This window comes from Agrobacterium sp. AGB01 (assembly GCF_014851585.1).
Taxonomy (GTDB): domain Bacteria; phylum Pseudomonadota; class Alphaproteobacteria; order Rhizobiales; family Rhizobiaceae; genus Agrobacterium.
Genome location: NZ_JACVAB010000002.1, coordinates 270738 through 295713 on the forward strand (window position 1 = coordinate 270738; position 24976 = coordinate 295713).

Annotated in this window: 25 protein-coding genes and 1 other RNA gene; 21 read left to right on the forward strand and 5 right to left on the reverse strand. The window is 55.1% G+C overall.

Features of this window, described 5'->3' with window-relative positions:
- Positions 1-80: 80 nt before the first annotated feature.
- A complete protein-coding gene (gene gap / locus IB237_RS08025) occupies positions 81-1091 on the reverse strand; it encodes a type I glyceraldehyde-3-phosphate dehydrogenase (protein ID WP_192488128.1) in 1011 nt (336 codons plus the stop codon).
- 57 nt (positions 1092-1148) lie between these two features.
- A complete protein-coding gene (gene tkt / locus IB237_RS08030) occupies positions 1149-3131 on the reverse strand; it encodes a transketolase (RefSeq protein WP_192488129.1) in 1983 nt (660 codons plus the stop codon).
- A gap of 317 nt (positions 3132-3448) precedes the next feature.
- On the opposite strand from tkt, the gene IB237_RS08035 reads away from it, so the two are divergent.
- From IB237_RS08035 to IB237_RS08065, 7 genes are all read left to right on the forward strand, one after another.
- Positions 3449-3721, forward strand: coding sequence for a DUF4164 domain-containing protein (locus tag IB237_RS08035; protein ID WP_192488130.1), 273 nt, complete (start codon positions 3449-3451; stop codon positions 3719-3721).
- A gap of 17 nt (positions 3722-3738) precedes the next feature.
- Complete coding sequence (locus IB237_RS08040; RefSeq protein WP_192488131.1) at positions 3739-4122, forward strand: cell division protein ZapA; 384 nt, start codon at positions 3739-3741, stop codon at positions 4120-4122.
- A 73-nt stretch (positions 4123-4195) separates the two neighbouring features.
- Positions 4196-4354: non-coding RNA, 6S RNA (gene ssrS, locus IB237_RS08045), on the forward strand.
- A 362-nt stretch (positions 4355-4716) separates the two neighbouring features.
- A complete protein-coding gene (locus IB237_RS08050) occupies positions 4717-5979 on the forward strand; it encodes a hemolysin family protein (protein WP_192488835.1) in 1263 nt (420 codons plus the stop codon).
- Positions 5979-6557 carry a 5-formyltetrahydrofolate cyclo-ligase gene (locus IB237_RS08055; RefSeq protein WP_192488132.1) on the forward strand — a complete coding sequence of 193 codons (579 nt, stop codon included), beginning with the start codon at positions 5979-5981 and terminating at the stop codon, positions 6555-6557. Before IB237_RS08050 ends, IB237_RS08055 begins: the two co-directional genes overlap by 1 nt.
- Positions 6558-6568: 11 nt before the next feature.
- Positions 6569-7393: a TIGR00282 family metallophosphoesterase gene (locus IB237_RS08060; RefSeq protein ID WP_192488133.1), complete on the forward strand. Its 825-nt coding sequence runs from the start codon at positions 6569-6571 to the stop codon at positions 7391-7393.
- Positions 7394-7525: 132 nt separating this feature from the next.
- Positions 7526-8368 carry an MBL fold metallo-hydrolase gene (locus tag IB237_RS08065; protein ID WP_192488134.1) on the forward strand — a complete coding sequence of 281 codons (843 nt, stop codon included), beginning with the start codon at positions 7526-7528 and terminating at the stop codon, positions 8366-8368.
- Positions 8369-8437: 69 nt separating this feature from the next.
- Here the strand turns inward: IB237_RS08065 and IB237_RS08070 are convergent, their stop codons facing one another.
- Positions 8438-8941, reverse strand: coding sequence for a pyridoxamine 5'-phosphate oxidase family protein (locus IB237_RS08070; protein WP_192488135.1), 504 nt, complete (start codon positions 8939-8941; stop codon positions 8438-8440).
- Positions 8942-9131: 190 nt separating this feature from the next.
- On the opposite strand from IB237_RS08070, the gene IB237_RS08075 reads away from it, so the two are divergent.
- On the forward strand, positions 9132-9878 hold the full coding sequence (locus IB237_RS08075) for a YebC/PmpR family DNA-binding transcriptional regulator (protein WP_192488136.1): 747 nt from the start codon (positions 9132-9134) through the stop codon (positions 9876-9878).
- Positions 9879-9943: 65 nt separating this feature from the next.
- On the opposite strand, the gene IB237_RS08080 is transcribed toward IB237_RS08075, so the two are convergent.
- Positions 9944-10942 (reverse strand): LLM class flavin-dependent oxidoreductase, encoded by a 999-nt coding sequence (locus tag IB237_RS08080; protein WP_192488137.1) that lies wholly within the window; start codon positions 10940-10942, stop codon positions 9944-9946.
- A 156-nt stretch (positions 10943-11098) separates the two neighbouring features.
- Positions 11099-13414, reverse strand: coding sequence for a methyl-accepting chemotaxis protein (locus IB237_RS08085; protein ID WP_192488138.1), 2316 nt, complete (start codon positions 13412-13414; stop codon positions 11099-11101).
- Positions 13415-13665: 251 nt separating this feature from the next.
- Here IB237_RS08085 and ruvC point away from each other — a divergent pair, with 251 nt between their 5' ends.
- The 13 genes from ruvC (at position 13666) to tilS (ending at position 24844) form a co-directional block, all read left to right on the forward strand.
- A complete protein-coding gene (gene ruvC, locus IB237_RS08090) occupies positions 13666-14178 on the forward strand; it encodes a crossover junction endodeoxyribonuclease RuvC (RefSeq protein ID WP_192488139.1) in 513 nt (170 codons plus the stop codon).
- 29 nt (positions 14179-14207) lie between these two features.
- Positions 14208-14825 carry a Holliday junction branch migration protein RuvA gene (gene ruvA / locus IB237_RS08095; RefSeq protein ID WP_192488140.1) on the forward strand — a complete coding sequence of 206 codons (618 nt, stop codon included), beginning with the start codon at positions 14208-14210 and terminating at the stop codon, positions 14823-14825.
- 76 nt (positions 14826-14901) lie between these two features.
- A complete protein-coding gene (ruvB, locus tag IB237_RS08100) occupies positions 14902-15942 on the forward strand; it encodes a Holliday junction branch migration DNA helicase RuvB (RefSeq protein ID WP_192488141.1) in 1041 nt (346 codons plus the stop codon).
- 21 nt (positions 15943-15963) lie between these two features.
- A complete protein-coding gene (locus IB237_RS08105) occupies positions 15964-16542 on the forward strand; it encodes a DinB family protein (protein ID WP_192488142.1) in 579 nt (192 codons plus the stop codon).
- Positions 16539-17060: an NUDIX hydrolase gene (locus IB237_RS08110; RefSeq protein ID WP_192488143.1), complete on the forward strand. Its 522-nt coding sequence runs from the start codon at positions 16539-16541 to the stop codon at positions 17058-17060. Before IB237_RS08105 ends, IB237_RS08110 begins: the two co-directional genes overlap by 4 nt.
- A 122-nt stretch (positions 17061-17182) precedes the next feature.
- Positions 17183-17623, forward strand: a complete 441-nt coding sequence (ybgC, locus tag IB237_RS08115) for a tol-pal system-associated acyl-CoA thioesterase (RefSeq protein ID WP_192488144.1) — start codon at positions 17183-17185, stop codon at positions 17621-17623.
- A gap of 261 nt (positions 17624-17884) precedes the next feature.
- On the forward strand, positions 17885-18604 hold the full coding sequence (tolQ, locus tag IB237_RS08120) for a protein TolQ (protein ID WP_192488145.1): 720 nt from the start codon (positions 17885-17887) through the stop codon (positions 18602-18604).
- A 30-nt stretch (positions 18605-18634) separates the two neighbouring features.
- The gene (tolR, locus tag IB237_RS08125; RefSeq protein WP_192488146.1) at positions 18635-19090 is read left to right on the forward strand and encodes a protein TolR; all 456 of its coding nucleotides are present in this window, start codon (positions 18635-18637) and stop codon (positions 19088-19090) included.
- Between the two features lie 8 nt (positions 19091-19098).
- Entirely contained in the window at positions 19099-20271 is a 1173-nt protein-coding gene (locus IB237_RS08130; protein WP_192488147.1) for a cell envelope integrity protein TolA, read from the forward strand.
- 20 nt (positions 20272-20291) lie between these two features.
- Positions 20292-21599, forward strand: coding sequence for a Tol-Pal system beta propeller repeat protein TolB (gene tolB / locus IB237_RS08135; RefSeq protein WP_192488148.1), 1308 nt, complete (start codon positions 20292-20294; stop codon positions 21597-21599).
- A gap of 211 nt (positions 21600-21810) precedes the next feature.
- Complete coding sequence (pal, locus tag IB237_RS08140; protein WP_192488149.1) at positions 21811-22347, forward strand: peptidoglycan-associated lipoprotein Pal; 537 nt, start codon at positions 21811-21813, stop codon at positions 22345-22347.
- 165 nt (positions 22348-22512) lie between these two features.
- The gene (gene ybgF, locus IB237_RS08145) at positions 22513-23517 is read left to right on the forward strand and encodes a tol-pal system protein YbgF (RefSeq protein WP_192488150.1); all 1005 of its coding nucleotides are present in this window, start codon (positions 22513-22515) and stop codon (positions 23515-23517) included.
- Positions 23518-23554: 37 nt separating this feature from the next.
- Complete coding sequence (tilS, locus tag IB237_RS08150) at positions 23555-24844, forward strand: tRNA lysidine(34) synthetase TilS (RefSeq protein WP_371815268.1); 1290 nt, start codon at positions 23555-23557, stop codon at positions 24842-24844.
- The last annotated feature ends 132 nt before the right edge of the window (positions 24845-24976 follow it).

The following is a 24976-nucleotide window of genomic DNA, read 5'->3' on the forward strand; positions in this document are numbered from 1 at the left end:
GTCGACGCGTTGATGTCGGAAAAAGAAAAAACCCGGCAGAATTGCTTCTACCGGGTTCTCATCATCAGAGTGAAATCTGATTAGATGGTCTTTGCGAAGGCAACAGCCGTGTCGGACATACGGTTGGAGAAACCCCACTCGTTGTCGTACCAGGTCAGGATGCGGACGAACTTGCCTTCCAGAACCTTGGTCTGGTCGATTGCGAAGATCGAGGAGTGGCTGTCGTGGTTGAAGTCACGCGAAACCAGCGGCTCTTCGGTGTAGCCGAGGATACCCTTCAGGGCGCCGTTGGAGGCTGCCTTGATGGCTTCGTTGATTTCTGCAGCTGTCGTGTCGCGCTTGGCAACGAACTTGAAGTCGACAACCGAAACATTTGGTGTCGGAACGCGGATCGACGTACCGTCCAACTTGCCCTTGAGGTGAGGCAGCACGAGGCCCACGGCCTTGGCAGCACCGGTCGAGGTCGGGATCATAGACAGGGCAGCAGCGCGAGCGCGGTACAGGTCCTTGTGCATGGTGTCCAACGTTGGCTGGTCGCCTGTGTAAGAGTGGATGGTGGTCATGAAGCCATGGTCGATACCAACGGCATCATCGAGAACCTTCACGACTGGCACGAGGCAGTTCGTGGTGCAAGATGCGTTGGAGATGACCAGGTGGTCCTTGGTCAGCTGGTCATGGTTTACGCCGAATACAACAGTCAGGTCAGCGCCTTCAGCAGGAGCCGAAACGATAACGCGCTTTGCACCAGCTGTCAGGTGAGCAGCAGCCTTGTCGCGTGCAACGAAAATGCCTGTGCATTCCAGTGCGATGTCGACGCCGAGTTCCTTGTGCGGCAGCTGGGCTGGGTCGCGAACTGCGGTAACCTTGATTGGCTTGCCACCGGCAACGGTGATGGTGTCGCCTTCAACCTTTACGTCGGCTGGGAACTTGCCGTGGATCGAATCGTAACGCAGCAGGTGCGCGTTGGTCTCTACTGGTCCAAGGTCGTTAATTGCGACAACTTCAATGTCAGTGCGGCCGGATTCAACGATAGCGCGAAGGACATTACGGCCGATACGGCCGAAGCCGTTAATGGCTACTTTTACAGTCATTTACATACTCCCGATCAAAAAATGCTTGTAGTGGGAAATAGTGAGGGCTTGGGGCCCTCACGCTAGCTTTGCTTCGGCTGCAGCAACAACGGCTTCCACCGTGATGCCGAAATGCTTGAAGAGATCCTTGGCCGGTGCGGATGCGCCGAAGGAGTTCATGCCGACAAATGCGCCATCCGAACCGATGAAGTAATCCCAGCCCTGACGGATTGCTGCTTCGACGGCAATCTTGACAGGTGCCTTGCCGATCACTGAATTGCGGTAGGTTTCTGGCTGCTCAGCGAACAACTCAAAGCAAGGAACCGAAACAACGCGGGTAGAAACACCCTTCTGCTTCAATGTTTCTGCGGCCTTGAGTGCCAGTTCGATTTCAGAACCGGACGCGAAGATCGAAACCTTGGCGTCGCTTGCGGAAACCAGTTCATAGGCACCATAAGCGCAAAGGTTCTTTTCTTCATATTCCTTGCGGGCTGGCGTCAGGTTCTGACGGGTCAGCGCAAGTGCCGATGGGCGGTCTTTATGCTCCAGAGCAATCTGCCAGCATTCCGCGGTTTCGGTTTCATCCGCAGGGCGGAAGACCAGCAGGTTTGGAATGGCGCGCAGTGCTGCAACATGTTCGACCGGCTGGTGGGTTGGACCGTCTTCGCCAACACCGATGGAATCATGTGTCAGCACGTGAACGACGCGGATGCCCATGAGAGCAGCAAGACGAATGGACGGACGGCAATAATCCGAGAAGATCAGGAAGCCGCCGGAGTAAGGAATGAGACCGCCGTGAAGGGCGATACCGTTCATGGCAGCAGCCATCCCGTGTTCGCGGATACCGTAGTGCATGTAACGGCCCGAGAAGTCCGAAGGCGTGATGGACTTCATCTGGCTGGTCTTGGTGTTGTTCGACGGCGTCAGGTCGGCAGAGCCGCCCAGCGTTTCGGCCAGGATGCCGTTAATGACTTCCAGAGCGTCTTCCGAAGCCTTACGGGTCGCAACAGTTGGGTTGTTCTCGGAGACCTTCTTTTTGAAGGCGTCGATTGCGCTGTTGAAGTTGCCCGGCAGGTCGCCCGCGAAACGGCGGGTGAATTCAGCCTTCTTGGCATTTTCAGTGGCGGAAAGGCGACCTTCCCATTCCTGGCGTGCCTTGGTGGAGCGCAGGCCGGTGAGGCGCCATGCATCCAGAACATCTTCCGGCACAACAAACGCTTCAGCCTCCCAGTTGAGGTGCTTGCGGGCCGCAGCGATTTCTTCAGCACCCAGTGGGTTGCCGTGAACCTTATGTGTGCCCTGCTTGTTCGGCGCACCAAAACCGATCACGGTCTTGCAGGCGATGAAGGTCGGACGGTCCGACTTCTGGGCAGCCTCAATGGCAGCGGCAATCGCGTCTGGATCATGACCGTCGATTTCGATGGTGTTCCAGTGAACGGACTTAAAGCGTGCGATCTGGTCCGTGGAATCAGACAGGCCAACTTCACCGTCGATGGTGATGTTGTTGTTGTCCCAGAACAGGACCAGCTTGTTCAGCTTCAGGTGGCCAGCAAGTGCGATGGCTTCGTGGCTGATGCCTTCCATAAGGCAACCATCACCGCACAGGGCATATGTGAAATGGCTCTGCAGGTCGGTGCCGAATTCCTGCTCGAGCTTCTTTTCAGCGATTGCCATACCAACGGCGTTGGCAATGCCCTGGCCGAGCGGGCCGGTGGTGGTTTCGATGCCGGTGGCATGACCATATTCCGGGTGACCGGCGGTCTTGGAGCCCAACTGGCGGAAACGCTTGATCTCATCGATCGTCATGTCTTCGTAACCCGTCAGGTACAACAGGGCGTACAGCAACATGGAACCATGACCGGCAGACAGCACGAAGCGGTCGCGATCTGGCCACAAAGGATTTTTGGGATCGAATTTCAAATAACGGCTGAACAGGACCGTTGCTACGTCTGCGGCTCCCATCGGCAGGCCGGGGTGGCCGGAATTGGCCTTTTCCACAGCATCCATGGCAAGGAAGCGGATCGCATTCGCCATCCGGTTATGTTTGTCGCGAGAGATCATGGCTTTTCCGCTTTGTTTCGGGTGAAAGGTGATAGTTTCGAGATACTATCCAGAAAGCGGCTGATCCATAGCAGGTGGTACAGCCAAGTCAATAAAAGCACGCGCGTTTGCCGTCGTCGATGCTATAAAAAAACACTGTGCTTTAGACTTCAGCGCGATTGACGATTGGCGGGGCCGCGTAAATCTCCGTCCACAGGCTATATTATAGCATTATCCCACGTTTGATTGACGTGCTTGTTACTCTGGGAATATCGTATCCGGGCTGAAGAGGACGCAATCGGACGATTCGTCGCGGCTGCGTCAAACCGGATAAGAAAATGGCGGCGGACAAGACACTACAACTGGCGCTGTCGGAGCTTGGCTCCGCGATTACAGGCCTTGAAAACGCAATCGACATGCGTATCGAGCGTCAACGTGAGCAGGGCGATATCGATAGCGAAGTGCGCCGTGTACACACGGATCGCTCCCGGCTGGCTCAGGAACTGGACCAATCCGAGTTTCGTGCCAATAGGCTCGAGGAAGTCAATCGCGAAGTATCGCGTCGATTGGTGACGGCGATGGAAACCATACGTGCGGTTCTGGATCGCTGAGGTAAAAAGGTAATCGAATGGCGCAAGTGACCGTTATGATCGATGGCAAGGCCTATCGCATGGCCTGCGAAGAAGGGCAGGAGGGTCATTTGACCGAACTCGCCTCGCGGTTCGATCAATATGTTGGCCATTTGAAGAACCAGTTTGGCGAAATTGGCGATCTGCGCCTGACCGTGATGGCTGGCATCATGGTGACGGACGAGTTGTCGGAAGTGAACCGCAAACTGGCATCGCTGCAGGAGCAGGTCGATAACCTCAAGCAACACCGCGATGGTGCTGCAGAAAACCGCGCCCAGACCGATGCCTTGCTGGTGCAGGCCATTGGCGATCTGACGTCGCGGCTTAACGGTGTTACCGAAAAACTGTTGTCGCGGCCAAAGCCGCAGGCCCAGCCGAACTGATCCGCAGACAATTTTCCGCGCCTCAATTACGTCTGCCTCTGGCAAAGCGATTTGATACACTCTATATCTGATGTGCGGTCTGCGCTTCTCGACAGGAATCACAATCCCTGGGGCCATACTCGATCCAAAGGGAGCTGTCCCTGACCAGTCCCGTGGGACTGGACACACGGCGCCCACCTACGTTTGTAGGCACCCAGGATCGTAAACCTCCATCGGTCGCCGTGGATCGCGCTTCACTCCTCTCTCGGTGATGTTTGCTACAGTCGTCGCTTGGCGGCGCAAGACCGCTTTCGGCCCTTCATCTTCGGCTCTTTCCGGGATGTCGATGCTTTGATGGCGCGATACCTGTTCAGGCATTTTGATCAATCGCCTGTTGCGGTGTCTTTCCCACAGGTTGCGAACGATAAATATTATCGCCAATGTAGAAATAATCATGAGTTTACGCTGATATTTTATATTGGCGGTCATTGCATTGATAATTTTATTCCTTATTATCCGACATGGCGTATCCGTTTAACCCCCTAGGGTTTCTGCTGTTTCCAGCCGTGATGCGACGTTCAACAGCCCAAAGAGCTAAACTTGTTTACTGAAATTATTATCGTGGTTCTGCTCACCGTCCTGAACGGTGTGCTTGCCATGTCAGAACTCGCCGTGGTTTCCTCCAGACCGGCGAGGCTGAAGGTGCTTGCCGCTCAGGGTAGTAAGGGAGCCGCAATCGCCATTAGTCTGTCGGAAAATCCCGGCCGATTTCTTTCCACGGTACAGATCGGTATTACCCTTGTCGGTATTTTGTCCGGTGCCTTCTCTGGTGCAACGCTCGGTGCGCGCTTTACCGCCTGGTTGTTGGCACAGGGCGTTTCCGACAGGCTCGCCGATGCGCTTGGTGTTGGTACTGTCGTTGTTGCCATTACCTATCTCTCGCTGATCGTTGGTGAACTGGTTCCCAAGCAGATTGCTTTGCGCGACCCGGAACGGGTTGCAGCACGCGTCGCTCCGGCCATGATGCTGCTTTCCAAAATCGGTGCGCCGCTTGTGTGGCTGCTGGACAAGTCCGGCAAGCTGATCCTCGGCCTGCTGGGTCACAGCGGTGATACCGGCGCATCTGTCACCGATGATGAAATCCGTACTGTTCTTGCCGAAGCCCATAGTGCCGGTGTTATCGAAACCGAGGAATCGGCGATGATATCGGGTGTTATGCGACTGGCGGACCGTAACGCCCGCGGTCTGATGACACCACGTCGCGACGTCGAGGTTATCGACATTGAAGACACCGCTGAGGAAATTCGCGAGCAGCTTCGCAGCACGCAGAGATCCCGCCTGCCGGTCCGTAACGGCTCGTCGGATGAAATCCTCGGCGTGCTGTTTGTTAAAGACGCGTTCGACGCTTTTGCATCCGGTAAGGAACTCAATGTTCGTGAAGCGATGCGTGAAGTTCCCGTCGTCTCCGACCTGACAAGTGCTGTTGATGTCATCCAGTCTCTGCGCCGCTCCACGGTGCATATGGTGCTGGTCTATGACGAATACGGCCATTTCGAAGGTATCATCAGTTCCGGTGACATTCTTGAAGCCATCACAGGTGCGTTTCAGGAAGAGGACGACGAAGAGCCTGCAATGGTTGAACGTGAAGATGGATCCTTCCTCGTTGCCGGCTGGATGCCTGCCGACGAGTTTGCCGATCTCATGGGCTTCCAGATTGATGACGATGCCGAGTTTGAGACCGTTGCCGGTCTGGTGCTGGGTGAATTCCGTCGCCTGCCGCAATTGGGTGAGCACGTCACCCGCAACGGCTGGCGTTTCGAGGTTATCGACCTTGATGGTCATCGTATCGACAAGGTGCTCGTGAGCCGGGCTGCCTGATGTCCGGCGATCCACTGGTAAAAGCAAGGCTGCGCGGCGAAAGGCTTGCCGCGCGCGATACGCTTGGAAAAGATGAGCGTGTTGAGAAAAGCCTTCTGATTGCCAGACACGCCCTGGCCGGGCTTGCTTTCAAGCCCGGTGCGATCATTTCAGGATTTTTGCCAATCCGTTCCGAGGTCGACCTTTTGCCGCTGCTGACTGTATTGGCACAAAAGGATGTTCGACTGTGTCTGCCAGTGGTTCTGGATCGCCAGACTATCGTGTTTCGTGAGTTTCATCCCGACATTCCGCTCGTTGATACCGGTTTCGGCACGCGTGGGCCGGGGCACAATGCTGCTGTGCTGGATCCGGATATTCTTCTGGTGCCGCTTGCGGTTTTTGACGGTCAGGGCAATCGTATTGGCTATGGTGCTGGCCATTATGACCGTGCCGTCGATAAATTGCACAAAAAAGGCCTGAATCCCGTGCTCGTGGGCGTTGCATTTGCCTGCCAGGAAGTGCCATCAGTGCCAGCGGAGCCGCATGATGTGCGCCTTCATGCCGTTCTGACTGAAAACGGCTTCCGATATTTCGAGTAGTGGATGTTTGCATGCGGCTTTTGTTTTTGGGTGACATGGTTGGAAAAACAGGTCGGACAGCGGTTTGGGACCGACTGCCGGGTTTGGTTTCTGATCTGAAACTCGATTTTGTGATCGTGAATGGTGAGAATGCGGCCGGTGGTTTCGGTATCACCGAGGATATCTATCTCGAAACGATCAATGCCGGTGCTGATGTTGTGACAACCGGAAATCACGTCTGGGACCAAAAGGAAGCCGTATCGTTCTGTGAGCGCCATGACCAGTTTCTGCGTCCGGCAAATTATCCTGATGGCACACCCGGTAAAGGTTCCGGCATCTTTTATGCTCGCAATGGCGCGCGCGTGCTGGTGGCCAATATTATGGGGCGCGTTTTCATGCACCCTGAACTGGATGACCCCTTCAAGTCAGCAGAAAACATTCTGGCTGCCTGCCCGCTGAAAGAGCAGGCGGATGCCATTATCTTCGACTTCCATGCCGAAGCGACCAGTGAAAAGCAGTGCTTCGGACATTTCGTCGATGGCCGTGCCAGCTTCGTGGTTGGAACGCATACGCATGTTCCGACAGCTGACGCGCAGATCCTCAATGGCGGAACAGCCTATATGTCGGATGCCGGCATGTGCGGTGACTACGATTCCTCGCTTGGCATGGAAAAAGAAGAGCCGATCAACCGGTTCATTTCCAAGATGCCAAAGGGTCGTTTCGAGGCTGCGAGCGGGCCTGCCACGATTTGCGGCGTTGGCGTGGAAATCTCAGACAGTACAGGTCTGGCTGAAAAGATTGCACCTCTGCGTCTCGGACCACGTTTGGCAGAAACCATTCCGTCCTTCTGGGCCTGATCCTCTAAACGTCGATATCATTTGCAATAGCGTCTCGATGACGAGATTGTGAAAGGCTGTTCTGGCTTGCCGCTGGACGGTTTGCCTGTTCTGCCGCATCTTTCTGACGGGAAACCAGTTCAGGAGAGCGGCATGATGCTGCGCGTGCTTTTAAGTGCATTCACCGGACTTCTGTCAGTGGCGGGACCATCATTCGCCCAACAGGCAGCAAGATTACCTGTCAGCCAATGTCAGGCAATCGCACAGAACATTCCTGGCGTTACCTTCGCCAGCTTCAAACTTCCAGACGTACAGCTTGTGCAACAGTCGGCCAAGGAAGAGGTGAAAATCACCTTCATCGGCCATTCGACCTATGAAATTGAGACACCGGCCGGTGTGCGGATCGCAACCGATTATAACGGGGTCTATAGGCCGCAGCGTACGCCAACCGTTGCGACGATGAACCGTGCCCACACCACCCATTACACACTGAAACCGGACCCGGGCATTGAATATGTCCTGCATGGCTGGAGCGATAAGGCGGGTGAAAAGGCTGAACATCAGGTGATGGTGGATGATGTTTATATCAGAAACGTCACGACGGATATTCGCAGCGGTTGGGCGGACTACGAGTCCTTTCAGAAGAACGGCAATTCGATCTTCATCTTTGAGGTTGCCGGCCTGTGCATCGGCCATCTTGGGCATCTGCACCATGAGCTAACCAACACACATTACGCCGAAATCGGCCGTCTCGATATTCTGATGGTGCCGGTGGACGGCGGTTTGACCATGGGCGCCGATAGTATGAGCCGGGTGGTCAAACGATTGCGTTCAGCGCTGATCCTGCCCATGCATCGCACTGGGCCACCGCTTGAACAGTTCGTCAGCATGTTCAGCGCGTCGTTTGATATTGCCTATGCAAAGGATCCCGTCATTACGGTTTCCATGCGTTCGCTACCGAAAAAGCCGACCATACTTGTGCCTCAGGGTATGTGAGGAGATATGAAAAAGGCATGCAGGTCGGAAACCGCATGCCCTTGGTTGATATCGCTTGTCTGCGTCCTGTTATGCAAATGCGAGATGCTGGCGAACGCCGACATCGGGCATTTTGTTATCGGTCAAATTAGCCTTGGCGATTTCCCATCCGAATTTCAACGTGCTGTCGGTGGATGCCCAGATATCTGCGTCATCAATGTGCATGGCCAGCATGGTCAGTTCCGGGTCTTGCTTGCCGTGTTCATACCAGGCAGCGACAACAGAATTCCAATATTCGTCGATCTTGCCGAGATCCTTGCGCTGTTCGAGTTTACCTGAAAGGCAGGCGTGGTAGTCGTGGTCTTTGCCAACGAGACAAAAATGCGCTCTCGAGCCCGGTTTAAGTTGGTTGACCAAGTCCGTATTGGTTTTGGTAAAAAACCAGATCGTGTTTGTTTTCGGGTCGGCATGGGGTGCCATTGGCTGCATATGCGCGTGAAGACCCTCTAGGCCGAGCATGCCAGCATGAACGGAGTTGATCTCGTCCCACAGCTGTTGGGCCGGTGCCTCACGAGCTTCGCTAAGACTTACCATTCTGTTGTCCTTTCTGCCTTTTCCCAAATGGGCGTTAATGCCGCATTTTTGTGTTTCCGGTCAGAAAACGAACGAACATTGCGTTCCGTTCCAGTGCGTGATGGCATTTCAGTTTGCCAACAGGCTTGAATGAAAGGCGCTTCACACTTATAAGGCCGCATTCCAAACAAATTATCGGATCAGGGGTGCCATGGCTGGCCATTCACAGTTCAAAAACATCATGCATCGCAAAGGAAAACAGGATTCGATTCGTTCGAAGATATTTTCCAAGCTCGCCCGTGAAATTACCGTCGCGGCCAAGACCGGTCTGCCAGATCCGACCATGAACGCTGCTCTGCGTCTGGCCGTCCAGAACGCCAAGGCCCAGTCGATGCCGAAAGACAACATCGACCGCGCCATCAAAAAGGCATCGGGCGCTGATGCTGAGAACTACGATTATGTTCGCTACGAAGGTTACGGTCCAGGCGGCACGGCTGTCATTGTTGAAGCTCTGACGGACAATCGTAACCGCACGGCATCGAATGTTCGTTCGATCTTCACCAAGGCTGGCGGCGCGCTCGGCGAAACCGGTTCGGTGTCCTTCTCCTTCGACCGCGTTGGCGAAATCACCTACAAGTCATCGGTTGGCGATGCTGACAAGGTGATGGAAGCTGCTATCGAAGCTGGCGCTGACGATGTTGAAACCACGGAAGATGGTCACACGATCATCTGCGGTTTCGAAGCGATGAACGAAGTTTCCAAGGCGCTGGAAGGCGTGCTCGGCGAAGCTGAAAGCGTCAAGTCAATCTGGAAGCCACAGAACACGGTTCCTGTTGACGAAGACAAGGCCGAGTCGCTGATGAAGCTTATCGGCAACCTTGAAGACGACGATGACGTTCAAAGCGTTTATTCGAACTTCGAAGTGTCGGAAGAAATTCTGGCCAAGCTGTCGGCCTGATTTTTCCGCCATCAGAGTTTTTTTTAAAAAAAAGCCCCGGTTCGACCGGGGCTTTTTTGGTTTTGTCAGGATTTAGAGAACAGGCCGTCAAGCCCGGCGAACACTTCGATCGATCGCAGTCGGGCATCCACATCGTGGATTGGTGTCGAGATAATCAATTCATCGGCAGCGGTCACCCGAAGGAATTCTTCAAGCTGACGGTGGACAGTTTGCGGCGAGCCGACCATTGCATATTGCAACGTGTGATCGACATTGATGCGCTCCATTTCATTCCACAACTCATCCATATCGGCCACTGGCCTTGGGAAACGTTTGCGTACATTACGGCGCAGATTGATGAATTGCTGTTGCGCCGAGGTGAAGTGATATTTCGCCTCTTCATCAGTATCGGCCGCAGATGCCATGACACCCACCATGACATAGGGTTTGTCGAGTGTTGCCGATGGCTGGAAGCGTTCACGATAAATGGCAATTGCGTCCATTAACATGTCAGGCGCAAAGTGCGATGCGAAGGAATAGGGCAGGCCGAGGGCCGCCGCCAAATGGGCGCTGTAGAGGCTGGAGCCCAGAAGCCAGATCGGCACGTTGGTATCGGTGCCCGGCACGGAAAAGATCGCCTGATCCTCGCGTTCTGGTCCGAGATAGCGCTGCAATTCAATGATGTCGTGCGGGAAGGTGTCTACGCCATTGTCCATGTTGCGACGCAGGGCACGTGCGGTGCGCATGTCGGTGCCCGGTGCACGGCCAAGGCCCAGATCGACACGGTCGGGGTATAGCGCCGCAAGCGTGCCGAACTGTTCTGCAATGACCAGCGGCGAGTGGTTTGGTAGCATGATACCACCTGACCCGATGCGGATGCGTGAGGTGGCAGCACCGACATGCGAGATAACCAGTGATGTTGCCGCGCTTGCGATACCTGGCATGCCATGGTGTTCTGCCAGCCATATACGTTTGTAACCCAGTTCCTCGGCCTTGACGGCCAGATGACGGGAGTTGCGCAAGGCATCACCCGCCGTTTCTCCCTCGCCGATGGGGGAAAGATCTAGAATTGAAAAGGGGATCATCGGCGGCTCCTGCATATGCGAATTGTTGTTGTGCAGGATGTAAGGTGCGTGGACACTATTGCCAGAGTGTGAAAGCGTAATTGTATGAAGGATCAAAAAAATTGGGGCTTCAATTGAAGCCCCAATCCGGTTTCTGATCAGAGCGGGGAACCCACTTTATCCGGCGCGTCGCAAATGTTGGCTATGGTTGCCAGCGAATGCGTCGGTCGCAGGTGCCAGCACGAATTGGCTGAGCTTGCTGTCCATTTCTCCGGCCTCCGCGGCAAGATTGTGAATGGCAGCTGTAGTTTCTTCCACCATAGCGGCATTCTGCTGCGTCATCGAATCAAGGCTGGAAACAGCCCGGTTGATTTCAAGCAGTGTGGTTGCCTCATCGCGGGTGGATTCCATGATGTCGTGGATACGGCTGTTGATTGTTTCAACATGGCTGCCGATGCCGGAAAGCGAATTGCTGGCCTGTTCTACCAGTGAAACACCGCTTGAGACTTCGTCGGTCGATTTCTTCAGGAGAGCCGTGATCTCCTTGGCTGCGGTGGCAGAACGTTGCGCCAATTCACGCACCTCCTGGGCTACCACGGCAAAGCCTTTGCCTGCTTCGCCCGCACGGGCAGCTTCCACGCCGGCATTCAGTGCGAGAAGGTTGGTTTGAAAGGCAATTTCATCGATCACACCGATGATCTGGTTGATCTGTCGTGACGAGGCCTGAATGGCTTCCATGGCCGCTATCGTCTGCCCCATGATCTTCCCGGAGGATTGCGTTTCGGCGTTGGCATCCTTGGCGATCTTGCTTGCCTGCTCGGCGCGCGCGATCTGGTGTTTGACGGCATCGGTAATGGCGTTGATGGCACTTGCCGTTTGCGTAATCGAAGCGGCCTGTCGTTCCGTGCGTTCGGCCAACTGGTCTGATCCAACACGCATTTCTTCTGAGCCGCTGCGCACAGCCTGCGAATTGCCACCGATTGAGTGCAAAGTGTCGCTGAGGGTTGCCAAAGCCTGATTGAAGTTCAGCCGCAGGCTTTCTAGCTCCTGTGGGAAGGGCTTTTCAATACGGTAGGAGAGGTCACACTTGGCAAGGCGGTCCAGCCCCTGATCAAGAGAGTGGACTACCATTTGCAATGTTGCGGCCTCAGCCTCACGTTCCGCCAGGTTCTGCCTGCGGGTTTCCTCGGCTTCGGCACGGGTGCGGGACGTAGTGTCTTCCAATTCGCGCTGCTGGATCAGCTTTTCCCGAAAACTGCCGAGCGCCTTGGCCATGGTGCCGATTTCGTCTTTTCTGTCCTGCGCGGTGATTTCAGTTTGCAGGTTGCCATTGGCAACCTCGCGCGTGAGATTGGCGAGTTTCGACAGCGGTGCAAACAGCCGTCTGGAGAACACGGCCGTGATCAGGCACATGGCGATCAGTACACATATGCCGATGACTGCCAAAGCGCTGGCAATGGAGAACGAGCCTGCATCCAGTTCGCTTTGCAGGATGCTTTCAACGGCAAGATAGGTCTGGCCATTAAACTCAAACGGCCGCGCATAGGCGTTGGCCTTGGAATTGCCTCGTTGGATTTCGGCGACCGTCATACCCTTTTCAGCCATTGCCTTTGACTGGAAGGTAAATGGTGCAGGATCGAGATTGGTCAGCTTGCCCTGATCAAGGCCGATTGCCGAACCGTCAGCAGATAAAACGGCAGACTGTTCAGAACTTGCCGGTGCAATACCTTTAGCAAGCAACTGTACGAAAACATCGCTGTGAACACGGAAAAGGACGACACCCTTGAAGGCTTCGAACTTCATGACTGGTACGGCAAAATAAATATCGGATTGACCGGTTGCCTGTTCTACCTTCCAGCCGGAGAAGCTGGAGGCTGCGATATCACCCACCGCTTTGCTGGCGTTTTCTGCCGCACGCGCAAAGGCGACCCCCAATCCGGTATCCTTCCAGGCCGCATCCGTGGTGTTTTCCGCGAAGGACTCGTCCTTTTTATAGGAGTAATAGACGGTGCCTGATGTGTCGGCAAAAAGGATATCGCTGAAAGGTGTGCCTTTCAGGTAGGTGGCAATGTCAGTCTGGGTTTTTTCGTGGGTGGAGTAATAAAAGCCACTCGGATTTTCAGGTTTGATCAGCTTTTCGCGTTGATCCGCAGGGTTGGGATTTTCCGAGATGAATACCCGTTTCAATTCAGACTTGGCATCTCCGGAGTTTTTCTGGACCGTTCCCCAGCCACTACGCATAGAAACCACAGCCATTTGCAGGGCTTCGATTTTTGCGATGGAATCGGCCTGGTTTTGCAGTTGCTCCAACCGCTCTTTCAGCATGTCGCCACGGAAGGTCAGCACACTTTCCATGGCGTTCTGGGCCTGCTCTTGTAGAACGCTACTGCTGCTTCGGTAAGCCAGCAGGGTCATGAGCGAGATGGAGACGAACATCAGTGCCAAAAAAATGACCAGCACTTTTGATGAGATTGAATGAAACCTGTTTAACATCAATACGAGCCTATGCCTGTCTGGAACAACCGCAGACCAACAGTCCACAGGGTTGCCAGTGCCAAGTGAAGTTTACGCTTCTTGTTTTATTTGGAACGACAGGCGGTGCCCGGAATTCCCCTCTATTTTTGATGCGCAGCATGCGGACAGGAATTTAAGTGTTGGTAAATGCTGCAGTGCAAATTTATCAATGTTGTCGTTTTGTTCACTTCTCGCTGGCAGGTATTTGTTGCTGACGATAGAGTGAGACCATGCAACAGACGATTCGCATCATAGGAATAGACCCCGGCCTTCGCCGCACGGGGTGGGGGATTATCGAAACACTGGGCAACAGCCTGCGTTTCGTCGCCTCTGGAACAGTGACTTCTGACGGCGATATGGATCTGGCTTCGCGCCTTTGCCAGTTGCATGACGGACTTGCCGAGGTGGTGCATTCCTACACACCGGATGAGGCGGCGGTTGAGCAAACCTTCGTCAACAAGGACGCTGTCGCGACACTCAAACTGGGGCAGGCGCGTGGCATTGCCATGCTCGTTCCGGCACGCGCCGGGTTGCCCGTCTCCGAATATGCGCCGAATGCCGTCAAGAAATCGGTGATCGGTGTCGGACATGGTGACAAACAGCAAATTCACATGATGCTGAAAATCCTAATGCCGAAAGCTGAGTTCAAGGGTAACGATGCGGCGGATGCGCTGGCCATTGCCATTTGCCACGCACATAATCGCGGTGGCGACCGCATGCGTCGCGCGCTGGCGGCGGGTTGATATTTTTCACTGTTTAAACGGGCGTTGTCATGATCGGTAAACTCAAGGGCACAATTGAAGAAATCGGCGATGACTATGTCCTCGTTGACGTGCATGGTGTCTGTTACGTCGCGCATTGTTCAGCGCGCACACTGTCCAGGCTTGGCTCGGTGGGTGAAGCCATCGTGCTGTTCATCGAGACTTATGTACGCGAAGACCAGTTGAAGCTGTTTGGCTTCATGTCTGCGCTGGAGCGGGAATGGTTCAACCTGCTGCAAAGCGTGCAGGGGGTAGGCTCCAAGGTGGCGCTTGCTGTGTTGTCGACGCTGTCGCCTTCGGAACTGGCCAACGCTATCGCGTTGCAGGATAAGACCGTGGTGTCACGTGCACCCGGTGTGGGGCCAAAGGTTGCCATTCGTATTATGACCGAGCTTCGCAACAAGGCGCCTGCCTTTGCCGGTGAGGCATCCGGTTCGATTAGTCTGAAACAGGAACTGGGTGAGGGGGCAGCGCCTGCGCCAGTTGCCGATGCGGTGTCAGCTTTGACCAATCTGGGTTACTCGCGCGATCAAGCTGCCAATGCGGTGGCGGCGGCGCTTAAAAATGGCGGTGAAGACGCCGACAGTGCCAAGCTTATTCGCCTCGGGTTGAAGGAACTGTCCCGGTAAGGCAAAAGAACAACATCAAAGGCATCTGTTTGACCCGGTGCCGTCTATTCTCTGCAATGAAGATGGAATGCGCTGAATGAGCGATGCCACAAGACTGATATCGGCGGACAAGCGTGGCGAGGATATCGACACAACCTTACGCCCGCAATCGCTCGACGAGTTTACCGGGCAGGCCGAGGCGCGCGCCAATCTGAAGATCTTTATCGAGGCAGCCAAGAACCGCGGCGAGGCGCTTGACCATGTATTGTTCGTGGGACCACCCGGCCTTGGCAAAACGACACTCGCGCAGATCATGGCCAAGGAACTGGGCGTGAATTTCCGTTCGACATCCGGTCCGGTGATCGCCAAGGCCGGAGATCTTGCCGCCTTGCTGACCAATCTGGAAGAACGCGACGTTCTGTTCATCGACGAAATCCACCGATTGAACCCGGCCGTCGAAGAAATCCTTTATCCGGCGATGGAGGATTTTCAGCTCGATCTGATTATCGGTGAAGGGCCGGCGGCGCGTTCGGTCAAGATTGACCTGTCCAAATTTACACTCGTTGCCGCGACCACCAGACTTGGCCTGCTGACCACGCCATTGCGTGACCGCTTTGGCATTCCAGTCCGTCTGTCCTTTTATACGGTCGAAGAGCTTGAACTGATCGTTCGTCGTGGTGCGAGATTGATGGGCCTCGGCATGACCGATGAAGGCGCGCGCGAAATTGCCCGTCGTGCACGTGGTACGCCACGTATTGCCGGCCGCTTGTTGCGGCGAGTGCGTGACTTTGCCGAGGTCGCCAAGGCGGAAGCCGTTACGCGGGAAATCGCAGATCAGGCACTGACCCGTCTTCTGGTTGACAATATGGGGCTCGACCAGCTCGACATGCGTTATCTGACGATGATTGCCGTCAACTTTGGTGGCGGTCCGGTGGGTATTGAAACAATTGCCGCCGGATTGTCAGAACCACGTGATGCGATTGAGGATATTATCGAGCCCTACATGATCCAGCAGGGGTTCATTCAGCGCACGCCACGCGGCCGCGTGTTGACGGCAACGGCATGGAAACATCTGGGGCTGCAGCCACCGAAGGATATGGAGGCGGCACAGTTCCGCCTGACACTGGAGGATGACTGAGGCTCGTTTGAAGGAGAGACCATGAGCATTTACGATCCTGTCCGCGGCTTTCGTAAACTTGCCTTTAACAATGCGCTGGCCAATTACCGTCTACATCAGGCTTGTCGGCAATTGCAGCCGGGAGAATTTGAGGCGCCGCGGGTTTCCTTCTTCCCGTCCATTCGGTCGACACTCAATCACATCCTCGTTGTCGACCGATTTTATATCGATGCGTTGCAGGGTGGGAGTTTGGGCCCCGCTGCATGGGCTGACCCCGAACCCTACAAAAACATTGACGACTTGACCATTGAGCAAGGCGCTTTGGACAAGGTTCTCATCACGCTTACTGATGATCTCGCCGCTGAGGAGCTCTCCTCCGAGGTCCTCATTCACCGTCAGCAGCGTATTCAGCGTGAACGGTTTGACGACGTTTTGCAGCACGTCTTTCAACATCAGACACATCATCGTGGCCAGGTGCATGCAATGTTGGCTGGTACAAGTGTTAAGCCGCCGCAACTGGATGAATTCATTGTTGCCGATGACGCGAAATTTCGTCAGGACGAGGTCGCAGCGTTAGGGCTGGATGAGAAACGGCTTATGCAGGCAGGATCATTTTTATGACACAAGACATGCGCATCCGCATGAAATTTAAACCAAAGCGTATTTTCCAGATGCGGATTGCCGGACTGGCTTTTCGCGATGGGCATGTGCTGGTGCACCGTGCGACACACGAGACATTCTGGACATTTCCCGGTGGCCGGGCTGAAATGGGGGAAACCTCTGCCGAGACGCTTGCCCGCGAAATGGTGGAAGAGCTGGGTGCTGAAGTCCAGGTCGGTCGCTTGCTCTGGGCCGTTGAAAACTTCTTCCATTATGAAGAAAAACATTGGCACGAACTCGGCTTTTATTACCTGATGGAACTGCCTGAGAGCTTCCCATTCCACCCCAGTGATATCATCCACCGGGTGCAAGATGGTAAAAACGAGCTGGAATTCCGCTGGGTGCCGGCGACGCGTGACGCCTTGAAAGCACTCGATATTCCTCCCTATTTCATTGCCGACGAAATCGATAATCTTCCCACTACGGTCAAACATCTTGTGTGGCGGGATGGCGATCTGGATGTGGCCGGTCATCTCTGAAAGTCGTGTTCACAGACTTTTGAATGGGGTTGGCATCGCGCTTTCTTTCGTTCGAGCTGTTGTGGTATCTGCCGGTTTTCATATGAAGCAATCAGTTTCCTAATCGGGACGGACGTCACATCATGAGCGACCAGCTTTTTTCACTCTCCGGCGAACTCATTGAACATGGCCACCGCTTGGCGCAACGGGTCTATTACGAAGACACGGATTTTTCCGGCCTGGTCTATCATGCCAGATACCTGCATTTTCTTGAGCGCGGCCGCACCGACTATCTGCGGTGCCTGGGTTGCGAACAAAGCGCGCTGCTGACGGCGGATGAAGAGGGCTTGGTTTTCGTTGTTCACCGTATGGAAATAGACTTCAAAACGCCGGCGCGAATGGATGACGTATTGACCATCATAACGCGTACCGAAAAGGCGGGAGGGGCGAAAATGGTGCTCAATCAGGAGATTTCGCGGGGCGAAACTCTGCTTGTCGCAGCCAAGGTTATTATTGCAGTGATCAACGCGAAAGGGCGGCCGAGGCGCCTGCCAGAGACCATCAGCGAGAAATTTCTCAAATAAACGTGATAAAAGCCAGCGTTCTTTTCTGATGGTAGCGAAAGTGTAACACTCTCTTAACCATAATGTAGTCTTACTTTCACGATCGCTATTTGTGCGCTGCACGCCTTCCTTTAACCAAAATTACAGGCAAGGAAGGCGCAATGGCAAATAACGGGGCTTGCGCAACGAGGTTAACGGTCAGGTGCCGTTCTTCGGCCATGAGCGCACACTTGAAACCGCCCGGTCTCGTGCCGGGCGTTTGGATTCGGGGATTGAGTATTTATGGAACAAGCAGGTTTGGCAGCAGCGACACATGACGTAAGTCTCTGGGCACTGTTCATGCAGGCGGGCTTCATCGTCAAGGTGGTCATGATTGGTCTTTTGGCTGCGTCCGTCTGGACGTGGGCAATCGTCATCGACAAATATGTGAGTTTCGGCAAGGCGAAGAAGCAGTTCGACCAGTTCGAACAGGTCTTCTGGTCCGGCCAGTCACTTGAAGAACTCTACAGAACGCTCGCAGAGCGCCAGAATGGAGGCCTTGCCGCCATTTTCGTCGCGGCGATGCGCGAATGGAAGAAATCCTTCGAGCGTGGCGCCCGTTCACCCATCGGCCTTCAGATGCGTATTGACCGCGCAATGGACGTGACCATGGCCCGTGAAAGCGAACAGCTGGAATCGAAGCTCGGATCATTGGCGACCATCGGTTCTGCCGGTCCGTTCATCGGTCTGTTTGGTACGGTTGTTGGTATCATGACCTCGTTCCAGGCGATTGCCGGTTCGAAGTCCACCAACCTGGCCGTTGTTGCTCCCGGTATCGCCGAGGCGCTTCTGGCAACCGCGATCGGCCTTGTTGCCGCTATTCCTGCGGTTATCGCCTACAACAAGTTCACGGCGGATGCAGGCAAGCTTTCTGCACGTATGGAAGGTTTCGCGGATGAGTTTTCCGCCATCCTGTCCCGTCAGATTGATGAGAAACTGCAGCCCCGCCAGGCCGCACAGTAATCGCATCCGGTAATTTGTGGAGTAGACGCTATGGGTATGTCAGCAGGTGGCAATAGCGCCGGTTCCGGTGGTCGGCGCGGTCGCGGCGGTCGCCGCAAGGGCGCCATCAGTGAAATCAACGTGACACCGCTGGTCGACGTCATGCTGGTGCTGCTTATCATCTTCATGGTGGCTGCACCGATGATGACGGTCGGCGTGCCAGTCGATTTGCCGCAGACCTCGGCGAATGCTCTCAATTCCGAAACGCAGCCGATCACCATTTCGGTCAATGCCAATGGCCAGATCCATTTGCAGGAAACTCCGATCGAAGCTGCTGAGGTGGCCGATAAGTTGCAGGCTATTTCCACCACCGGCTACAATGAGCGCATTTTCGTGCGCGCAGATTCCGTCGCCGCATACGGTATCGTCGCAGATGTGATGGCGCGCATTCAGGCCGCCGGTTTCAAGAACATCGGCCTCGTTACGCAGCAGAAACAGGACAATTGAAGCGCGCTATGAAGGGCAGTCTGACCACATCTGCTATTCTGCATGTCACTGCTCTGGCGTTTGCGCTTGTTTCCATAGGCGCGCCGGAGCCCTTCGACGTGACTGACGTAGAAGCGTTGCCTGTTGATCTGGTACCCATTGAAGAACTGACGCAAATCCAGCAGGGTGACAAAACCGCGCCGCTTGCTGAGAAGTCGGCCCCTGTTCCGACCACGCGCCCTGATGTCGTTCCGGAAGCCCAGAATATCGGCAACAACACTGCTGACATTGAAGCGCCGCCGACCCCTTCGACAAAGCCAAGCAACAATGTGAGCGCCGCAGCACCTGCCAAGCAGGAAAAGCCGCAGCCTGTCGTTGATACCAAGGCCAATGAGGTCAAGGAAATCGTCAAGGAAGAGACATCCGCTCCGCCACCGCAGGAGATGGCTTCTCTGCCGACGCCGAAGCCCGAGGTAACACCGCCGCCACAACAGCAGCCGCCAGCGGAAACGCAGGCGCAGGAACCGCCTCCGCAGAATCAGGAGCCTGCCGAAATTCCGGTGCCGCCAAATGTGCCGCGCCCGAATGCTCGTCCGCAGCCGCCGCAACCAAAGCCGGAACCACCCAAACAGGCTGAAACGAAGCCCGCTGAAAGCAAGCCCGCTGAAAAGCCAGCCGAGACGAAGCCGGATCAGGCCAAGTCGACGGAAAAGCCTTCTGACAAGAAGCCGGGTGAGAAAAAGCAGGAAACCGCAAAAGCGACCTCTTCGAAGGAGAGCGATTTCAATGCGGACGACATTGCTGCACTCCTGAATAAGCAGGAGCCTTCCGGCGGCGGAGCAAAACGCTCCACCCAGCAGGCCTCGCTTGGTGGCAAGAAGACAACAGGCGGATCCACGCTCAGCCAAACGGAAATGGACGCGCTGCGTGGCGCGATCCAGAAGAATTGGCAAATTATTCCCGGCATGGTCGATGCGTCAGAAGTGCGGGTGCAGGTCAGCATTCGTCTTGATCGTGACGGCTCGATTATCGGCCAGCCTGAAGTTACCGCGACCGGCGGCACAGATGGTACCCGACGGGCGATGGCCGGTGGTGCATTGCGTGCCGTTAAACGTTCAGAACCATTCACCAACCTGCCTCCGGACAAATATGACGCCTGGAGTGAGGTGGTTATCAATTTCGATCCCAGTGATTTGCTGTGAATGCTGAAAGGCCTGGCAACATGAAGACATTATTTTCAACACGGCTGGTGGCTGCCCTTGTGGCTGTCATGGCCATGTTCTCCGCACCGGCTTACGCCAAGGTCGAGATCAACATCAACAAAGGTAACGTCGAGCCGCTGCCGATTGCCGTGACGGATTTCATTTCCGGCAACGAACTCGGTGCGCAAATCTCGGCTGTCGTTGCCGCTGACCTGCAAAGGTCTGGCCTTTTTGCGCCGGTCAACAGAAGCGCCTTTATTGAAAAGATCACCAACCCCGATCAGGCGCCACGCTTTGAAGACTGGAAGGTCATCAACGCACAGGCACTGGTAACTGGACGCGTGACCCGAGAAGCAGATGGTCGTCTGCGCGCCGAGTTCCGTCTGTGGGATACCTTTGCCGGCGAGCAGATGACAGGCCAGCAATTCTTCACACAGCCGGACAACTGGCGTCGTGTGGCCCATATCATTGCCGACGCTATCTATGAGCGCATTACCGGCGAAAAGGGCTATTTTGATACACGTGTGGTTTTCGTTTCCGAAAGCGGTCCTAAAACGGCACGCAAGCGTCAGCTTGCCATTATGGACCAGGACGGCTTCAACGTACGCACGCTGACGAACTCCAACGACATCGTTCTGACGCCGCGTTTTTCGCCGAACCGTCAAGAAATCACCTATATGTCGTTCGAAGGTCAGCAGCCGCGCGTTTACCTGTTGCAGCTTGAAACCGGACAGCGCGAGGTCGTGGGTAACTTCCCAGGCATGACATTCTCGCCGCGTTTCTCGCCTGATGGCCAGAAGGTGATCATGAGCTTGCAGCAGGACGGAAACTCCAACATCTATACGATGGACCTGCGGTCGCGGACGACAACACGCCTGACCAACTCAGCTGCTATCGACACCGCACCGTCCTATTCTCCCGATGGCGCGCGTGTGGTGTTTGAAAGCGACCGTGGTGGCCGCCAGCAGATTTATGCCATGAATGCAGATGGTTCGGGCCAGACGCGCGTGTCCTTCGGTGACGGTTCCTACTCGACACCGGTCTGGTCTCCACGAGGCGATCTGATTGCCTTCACCAAACAGTCTGGTGGCAAATTCTCGATCGGTGTGATGCGTCCGGATGGCTCTGGTGAGCGTATTCTGACCACCGGCTTCCACAATGAGGGCCCAACCTGGGCACCGAATGGCCGCGTGCTGATGTTCTTCCGTCAGAACGCCGGTGCTGGTGGACCGCAGCTCTATTCGATCGATTTGACCGGTTATAACGAGCAGTTGGTCAAAACCCCTGCATTCGGTTCGGATCCGGCCTGGTCGCCGCTCCTGGACTAAGATCTCAAGATTTGCAGCGGCCGCGGGTACAAAAGCACCTTTGGCCGCCGCATTTTCGTCACGGGCACGGAAAGACGCCTCTTTGTCGCCTCATTCTATTGTGAGGACCGGTGCTAATGTGACGATTTGTTAACCATGAATATTTGATCGTGGTTAACCGAAAACAGTTATTGTCTGGCAACGTTACTGAAATTCTAAGGAGAGACCGGCGATGAGCCGTACACACACTTCGTCGATCAGCCCAATGCAGAAACTGGCCCGTAATCCGGCCGTCATCGCTCTTACGCTTGCCCTGGCTCTTGCCGGTTGTGCGAAGGGTAACAAGAACATGCCTAACAGTGCAGGCGATCTTGGCCTTAACGGTGGTGCCGGTGGCCCTCCTGGTTCGCAGCAGGACTTCACAGTCAACGTTGGCGACCGCATCTTCTTCGACACCGACTCGACTTCGGTTCGCGCAGATGCGCAGCAGACACTCGACCGTCAGGCACAGTGGTTGCAGCGTTACCCGAACTACGCCATCACCGTTGAAGGTCACGCTGACGAGCGCGGCACACGCGAATACAACCTTGCACTGGGCGCTCGCCGCGCTGCTGCAACGCGTGATTACCTTGCGTCGCGCGGTGTTCCTGCCAACCGTATGCGCACCATCTCTTACGGCAAGGAAAAGCCGGTTGCAGTTTGCGACGACATTTCCTGCTGGTCGCAGAACCGTCGTGCGGTTACCGTTCTCGGTGGCGCAGGCATGTAATTATGCGGGCGTTCACGCGCTCGTTATCAAAAAGCAAAAGGCGGCCTCGTGCCGCCTTTTGTTTTTTTCATAGTTTGGCCGAAGTTAAGTTGCTTTTTGGCGTAAGTTGAGAACAATCCGGCTTTGCGTCACTCTGGCGCAAATCAGAACAGGCAGGACGTTGACATGAAGAAACTTGTCGTGGCGGGAATGCTGGGGCTTGCAGCTTTTACGGGCTTGAGTGGAACTGCCGTTTCGGCACCGCTTTTCGGCTCAGGCTGGGGCGCTGGCGAAGTCAGTTCCCAATCGGCGTCGCAGGCTCCTGTTGTGCGTGTACAGCAGGGCAGTGAAGCCGTTCGCGTGCAGCAGCTTGAAGAAGAGATTCGGCAGTTGAACGGCCGTATAGAGGAAATGAGTTTCCAGCTTCTTCAAATGCAGGAGCAATTGCGCAAGGCGCAGGAAGACAACGAGTTCCGTTTCCAGGAACTTGAAAAGAGTGAGAACACAAAGGGAGGCCGTGGCGCTGCCACAGCTTCCTCTTCTTCTCCATCATCGACCGCACCATCCAACACGGATGAGGTGGCAACAATCATTGAAACGCCGTCCAACAACGGCGCTTCAACAACAACGTCGCGTGACATTGGTGCGGCGCCCGGTGAAACCACACTTGGTTCGATCCAGCTTGACAGCAGCGGTATGCCGGTCGGTGGGACGCTGAACGACAGCGCAAAAAACTCTTCCGGTTCTCTGCCAGGTGCCGAGCAGAACAACACGGCTTCGGTTGGTGGTGCGGGCAATGGAGCGCTGACCAGCGAGAACGACATTTACCAAGCGGCTTACGGTCATATCCTCTCGGGTGACTACAAGCTGGCTGAAGACGGTTTCCAGAGCTACCTCAAGGGCTATCCGAAGGGCGGCAAGGCTGCCGACGCAACTTTCTGGCTGGGCGAAGCACAATATTCGCAGGGCCGTTTCAACGATGCCGCCAAGACGTTCCTTGATGCACATAAGAACTTTGCCAAGTCGCCACGCGCACCTGAAATGCTGCTGAAGCTCGGCATGTCGCTGGCGGCACTTGATAACAAGGACACCGCCTGCGCAACCTTGCGCGAAGTGACCAAACGTTATCCTTCCGCACCCAAGGCCGTTCTGGGCAAGGTTGCGTCTGAGCAGAAGCGACTAAGCTGCTGACCGATCGGTAGTGTCCGATCTGATTATGAATTTTCCCGTGACAAGCCCTGCCGCCGCCGCGCAGACCTTTATCAGGCAATTACGCAAACCCGCCAAAATCCTCGTTATGGTTTCTGGCGGTAGCGATTCCCTCGGTCTGCTGCTGGCGCTGATAAAAGCTGTACCCGACAGCGCCAATGCTGATGTTGCACTGTCTGCTGTTACCATCGATCATCAGTTGCGGCCTGAGGCTGCCGAAGAGGCCAGGCAGGTTGGCGAGATTTGCCGAAGTTTCGGTGTCAAACACGTCGTTCGCCGATGGGACGAAGTTAAACCCAATTCTGGCATTTCGCAGGCGTCGCGGCTCGCCCGTTATCGATTGGTAGCAGCGGTTGCCGAAGAGCTCGGCACGACCGTCATCGTAACCGGGCACACACTCGATGATCAGCTTGAAACCGTGCTAATGCGGGCCGCCCGCAGCACGCGCACAGAAAATACCGGGCTTTCTGGCATGGCAGAGCGCACGCTCTATGCTGGTCGGCATTGGATCTTCCGGCCGTTCCTGTCTGTCCGACGTGCCGATATTCGTGAATTTCTCTGCAGAGAGCAGTTGGGCTGGGTGGATGACCCCAGCAACGAAGACCGCAAATATGAGCGGGTGCGGACACGGCAAGGTCTGGAGCAGCTTTCCGAAGCATCCGTTGATCTCAGTGCCGGAGAAAAGCGCAAGGCAATCTCTAATGCGGCTGCCTGTCTTTTGAAAGACCATGCACAGGGTGAGGGCAGCGGCGTGATCTGGCTGCGTAATGAGGCCTTCGATCAGAAACTGGACATGTTGCGCCACGCACTTGCAGCAGTGGCTGCAGTGATTGGTGGCCGCCAACATCTGCCAGCGGCGGACAGCATGGACCGGCTCTCCGCGTTCATTCTGCAAAACAGGCTTGGCCGGATGACCGTATCGCGGACGGTGTTCGATCGCCGTCGTGACGGTTTGTATATGTACCGGGAAAACCGAAGCCTGCCATCGCTGACAATTGTACCCGGTGAGACTGTGTTATGGGATGATCGGTTCATGCTGCACAATTCTTCTGCAGAGCTGGTTGATGTGTCCGCAAATGGTGGAAAAAATACAGAACTGGCGTCTGTGATTTTCCCCAATGTGCCGGTTGGTGTGGCAAAACGTGCCTTCTCCTCCATGCCGGATATTTTTGACGCGGGTGGTAAGGCGATTCTCAAGCGTTCTGTACTTATGCCTTACGAATTGTTTTTACCTGATTTCGACCTTGAGTTGGCAGGCGAACTAGCAATTCTGCTGGATTGCGCACCTGTGTTACAGCCACCGGTTTAAATTAGAGCTGTTTTTATCGATTTAATTTTCAGACTTTTTGCTTGAAAACGCATCTGAATGCCGTGTCTGCCTTGGCAACGGCATATGTCGACCTTATGTTAGTGGCACAGATGAGCGGGCACATAAGATGTC

Coding starts and splice junctions, on each gene's coding strand:
- IB237_RS08060 (WP_192488133.1), top strand. CDS start 6,569: ATGCGGCTTTTGTTTTTGGGTGACATGGTTGGAAAAACAGGTCGGACA.
- IB237_RS08110 (WP_192488143.1), top strand. CDS start 16,539: ATGACACAAGACATGCGCATCCGCATGAAATTTAAACCAAAGCGTATT.
- IB237_RS08105 (WP_192488142.1), top strand. CDS start 15,964: ATGAGCATTTACGATCCTGTCCGCGGCTTTCGTAAACTTGCCTTTAAC.
- IB237_RS08130 (WP_192488147.1), top strand. CDS start 19,099: ATGAAGGGCAGTCTGACCACATCTGCTATTCTGCATGTCACTGCTCTG.
- IB237_RS08075 (WP_192488136.1), top strand. CDS start 9,132: ATGGCTGGCCATTCACAGTTCAAAAACATCATGCATCGCAAAGGAAAA.
- ybgF (WP_192488150.1), top strand. CDS start 22,513: ATGAAGAAACTTGTCGTGGCGGGAATGCTGGGGCTTGCAGCTTTTACG.
- gap (WP_192488128.1), bottom strand. CDS start 1,091: ATGACTGTAAAAGTAGCCATTAACGGCTTCGGCCGTATCGGCCGTAAT.
- IB237_RS08080 (WP_192488137.1), bottom strand. CDS start 10,942: ATGATCCCCTTTTCAATTCTAGATCTTTCCCCCATCGGCGAGGGAGAA.
- IB237_RS08040 (WP_192488131.1), top strand. CDS start 3,739: ATGGCGCAAGTGACCGTTATGATCGATGGCAAGGCCTATCGCATGGCC.
- IB237_RS08035 (WP_192488130.1), top strand. CDS start 3,449: ATGGCGGCGGACAAGACACTACAACTGGCGCTGTCGGAGCTTGGCTCC.
- tkt (WP_192488129.1), bottom strand. CDS start 3,131: ATGATCTCTCGCGACAAACATAACCGGATGGCGAATGCGATCCGCTTC.
- pal (WP_192488149.1), top strand. CDS start 21,811: ATGAGCCGTACACACACTTCGTCGATCAGCCCAATGCAGAAACTGGCC.
- tolR (WP_192488146.1), top strand. CDS start 18,635: ATGGGTATGTCAGCAGGTGGCAATAGCGCCGGTTCCGGTGGTCGGCGC.
- IB237_RS08065 (WP_192488134.1), top strand. CDS start 7,526: ATGATGCTGCGCGTGCTTTTAAGTGCATTCACCGGACTTCTGTCAGTG.
- IB237_RS08085 (WP_192488138.1), bottom strand. CDS start 13,414: ATGTTAAACAGGTTTCATTCAATCTCATCAAAAGTGCTGGTCATTTTT.
- ruvA (WP_192488140.1), top strand. CDS start 14,208: ATGATCGGTAAACTCAAGGGCACAATTGAAGAAATCGGCGATGACTAT.
- ruvB (WP_192488141.1), top strand. CDS start 14,902: ATGAGCGATGCCACAAGACTGATATCGGCGGACAAGCGTGGCGAGGAT.
- IB237_RS08055 (WP_192488132.1), top strand. CDS start 5,979: ATGTCCGGCGATCCACTGGTAAAAGCAAGGCTGCGCGGCGAAAGGCTT.
- tolB (WP_192488148.1), top strand. CDS start 20,292: ATGAAGACATTATTTTCAACACGGCTGGTGGCTGCCCTTGTGGCTGTC.
- IB237_RS08070 (WP_192488135.1), bottom strand. CDS start 8,941: ATGGTAAGTCTTAGCGAAGCTCGTGAGGCACCGGCCCAACAGCTGTGG.
- ybgC (WP_192488144.1), top strand. CDS start 17,183: ATGAGCGACCAGCTTTTTTCACTCTCCGGCGAACTCATTGAACATGGC.
- ruvC (WP_192488139.1), top strand. CDS start 13,666: ATGCAACAGACGATTCGCATCATAGGAATAGACCCCGGCCTTCGCCGC.
- tolQ (WP_192488145.1), top strand. CDS start 17,885: ATGGAACAAGCAGGTTTGGCAGCAGCGACACATGACGTAAGTCTCTGG.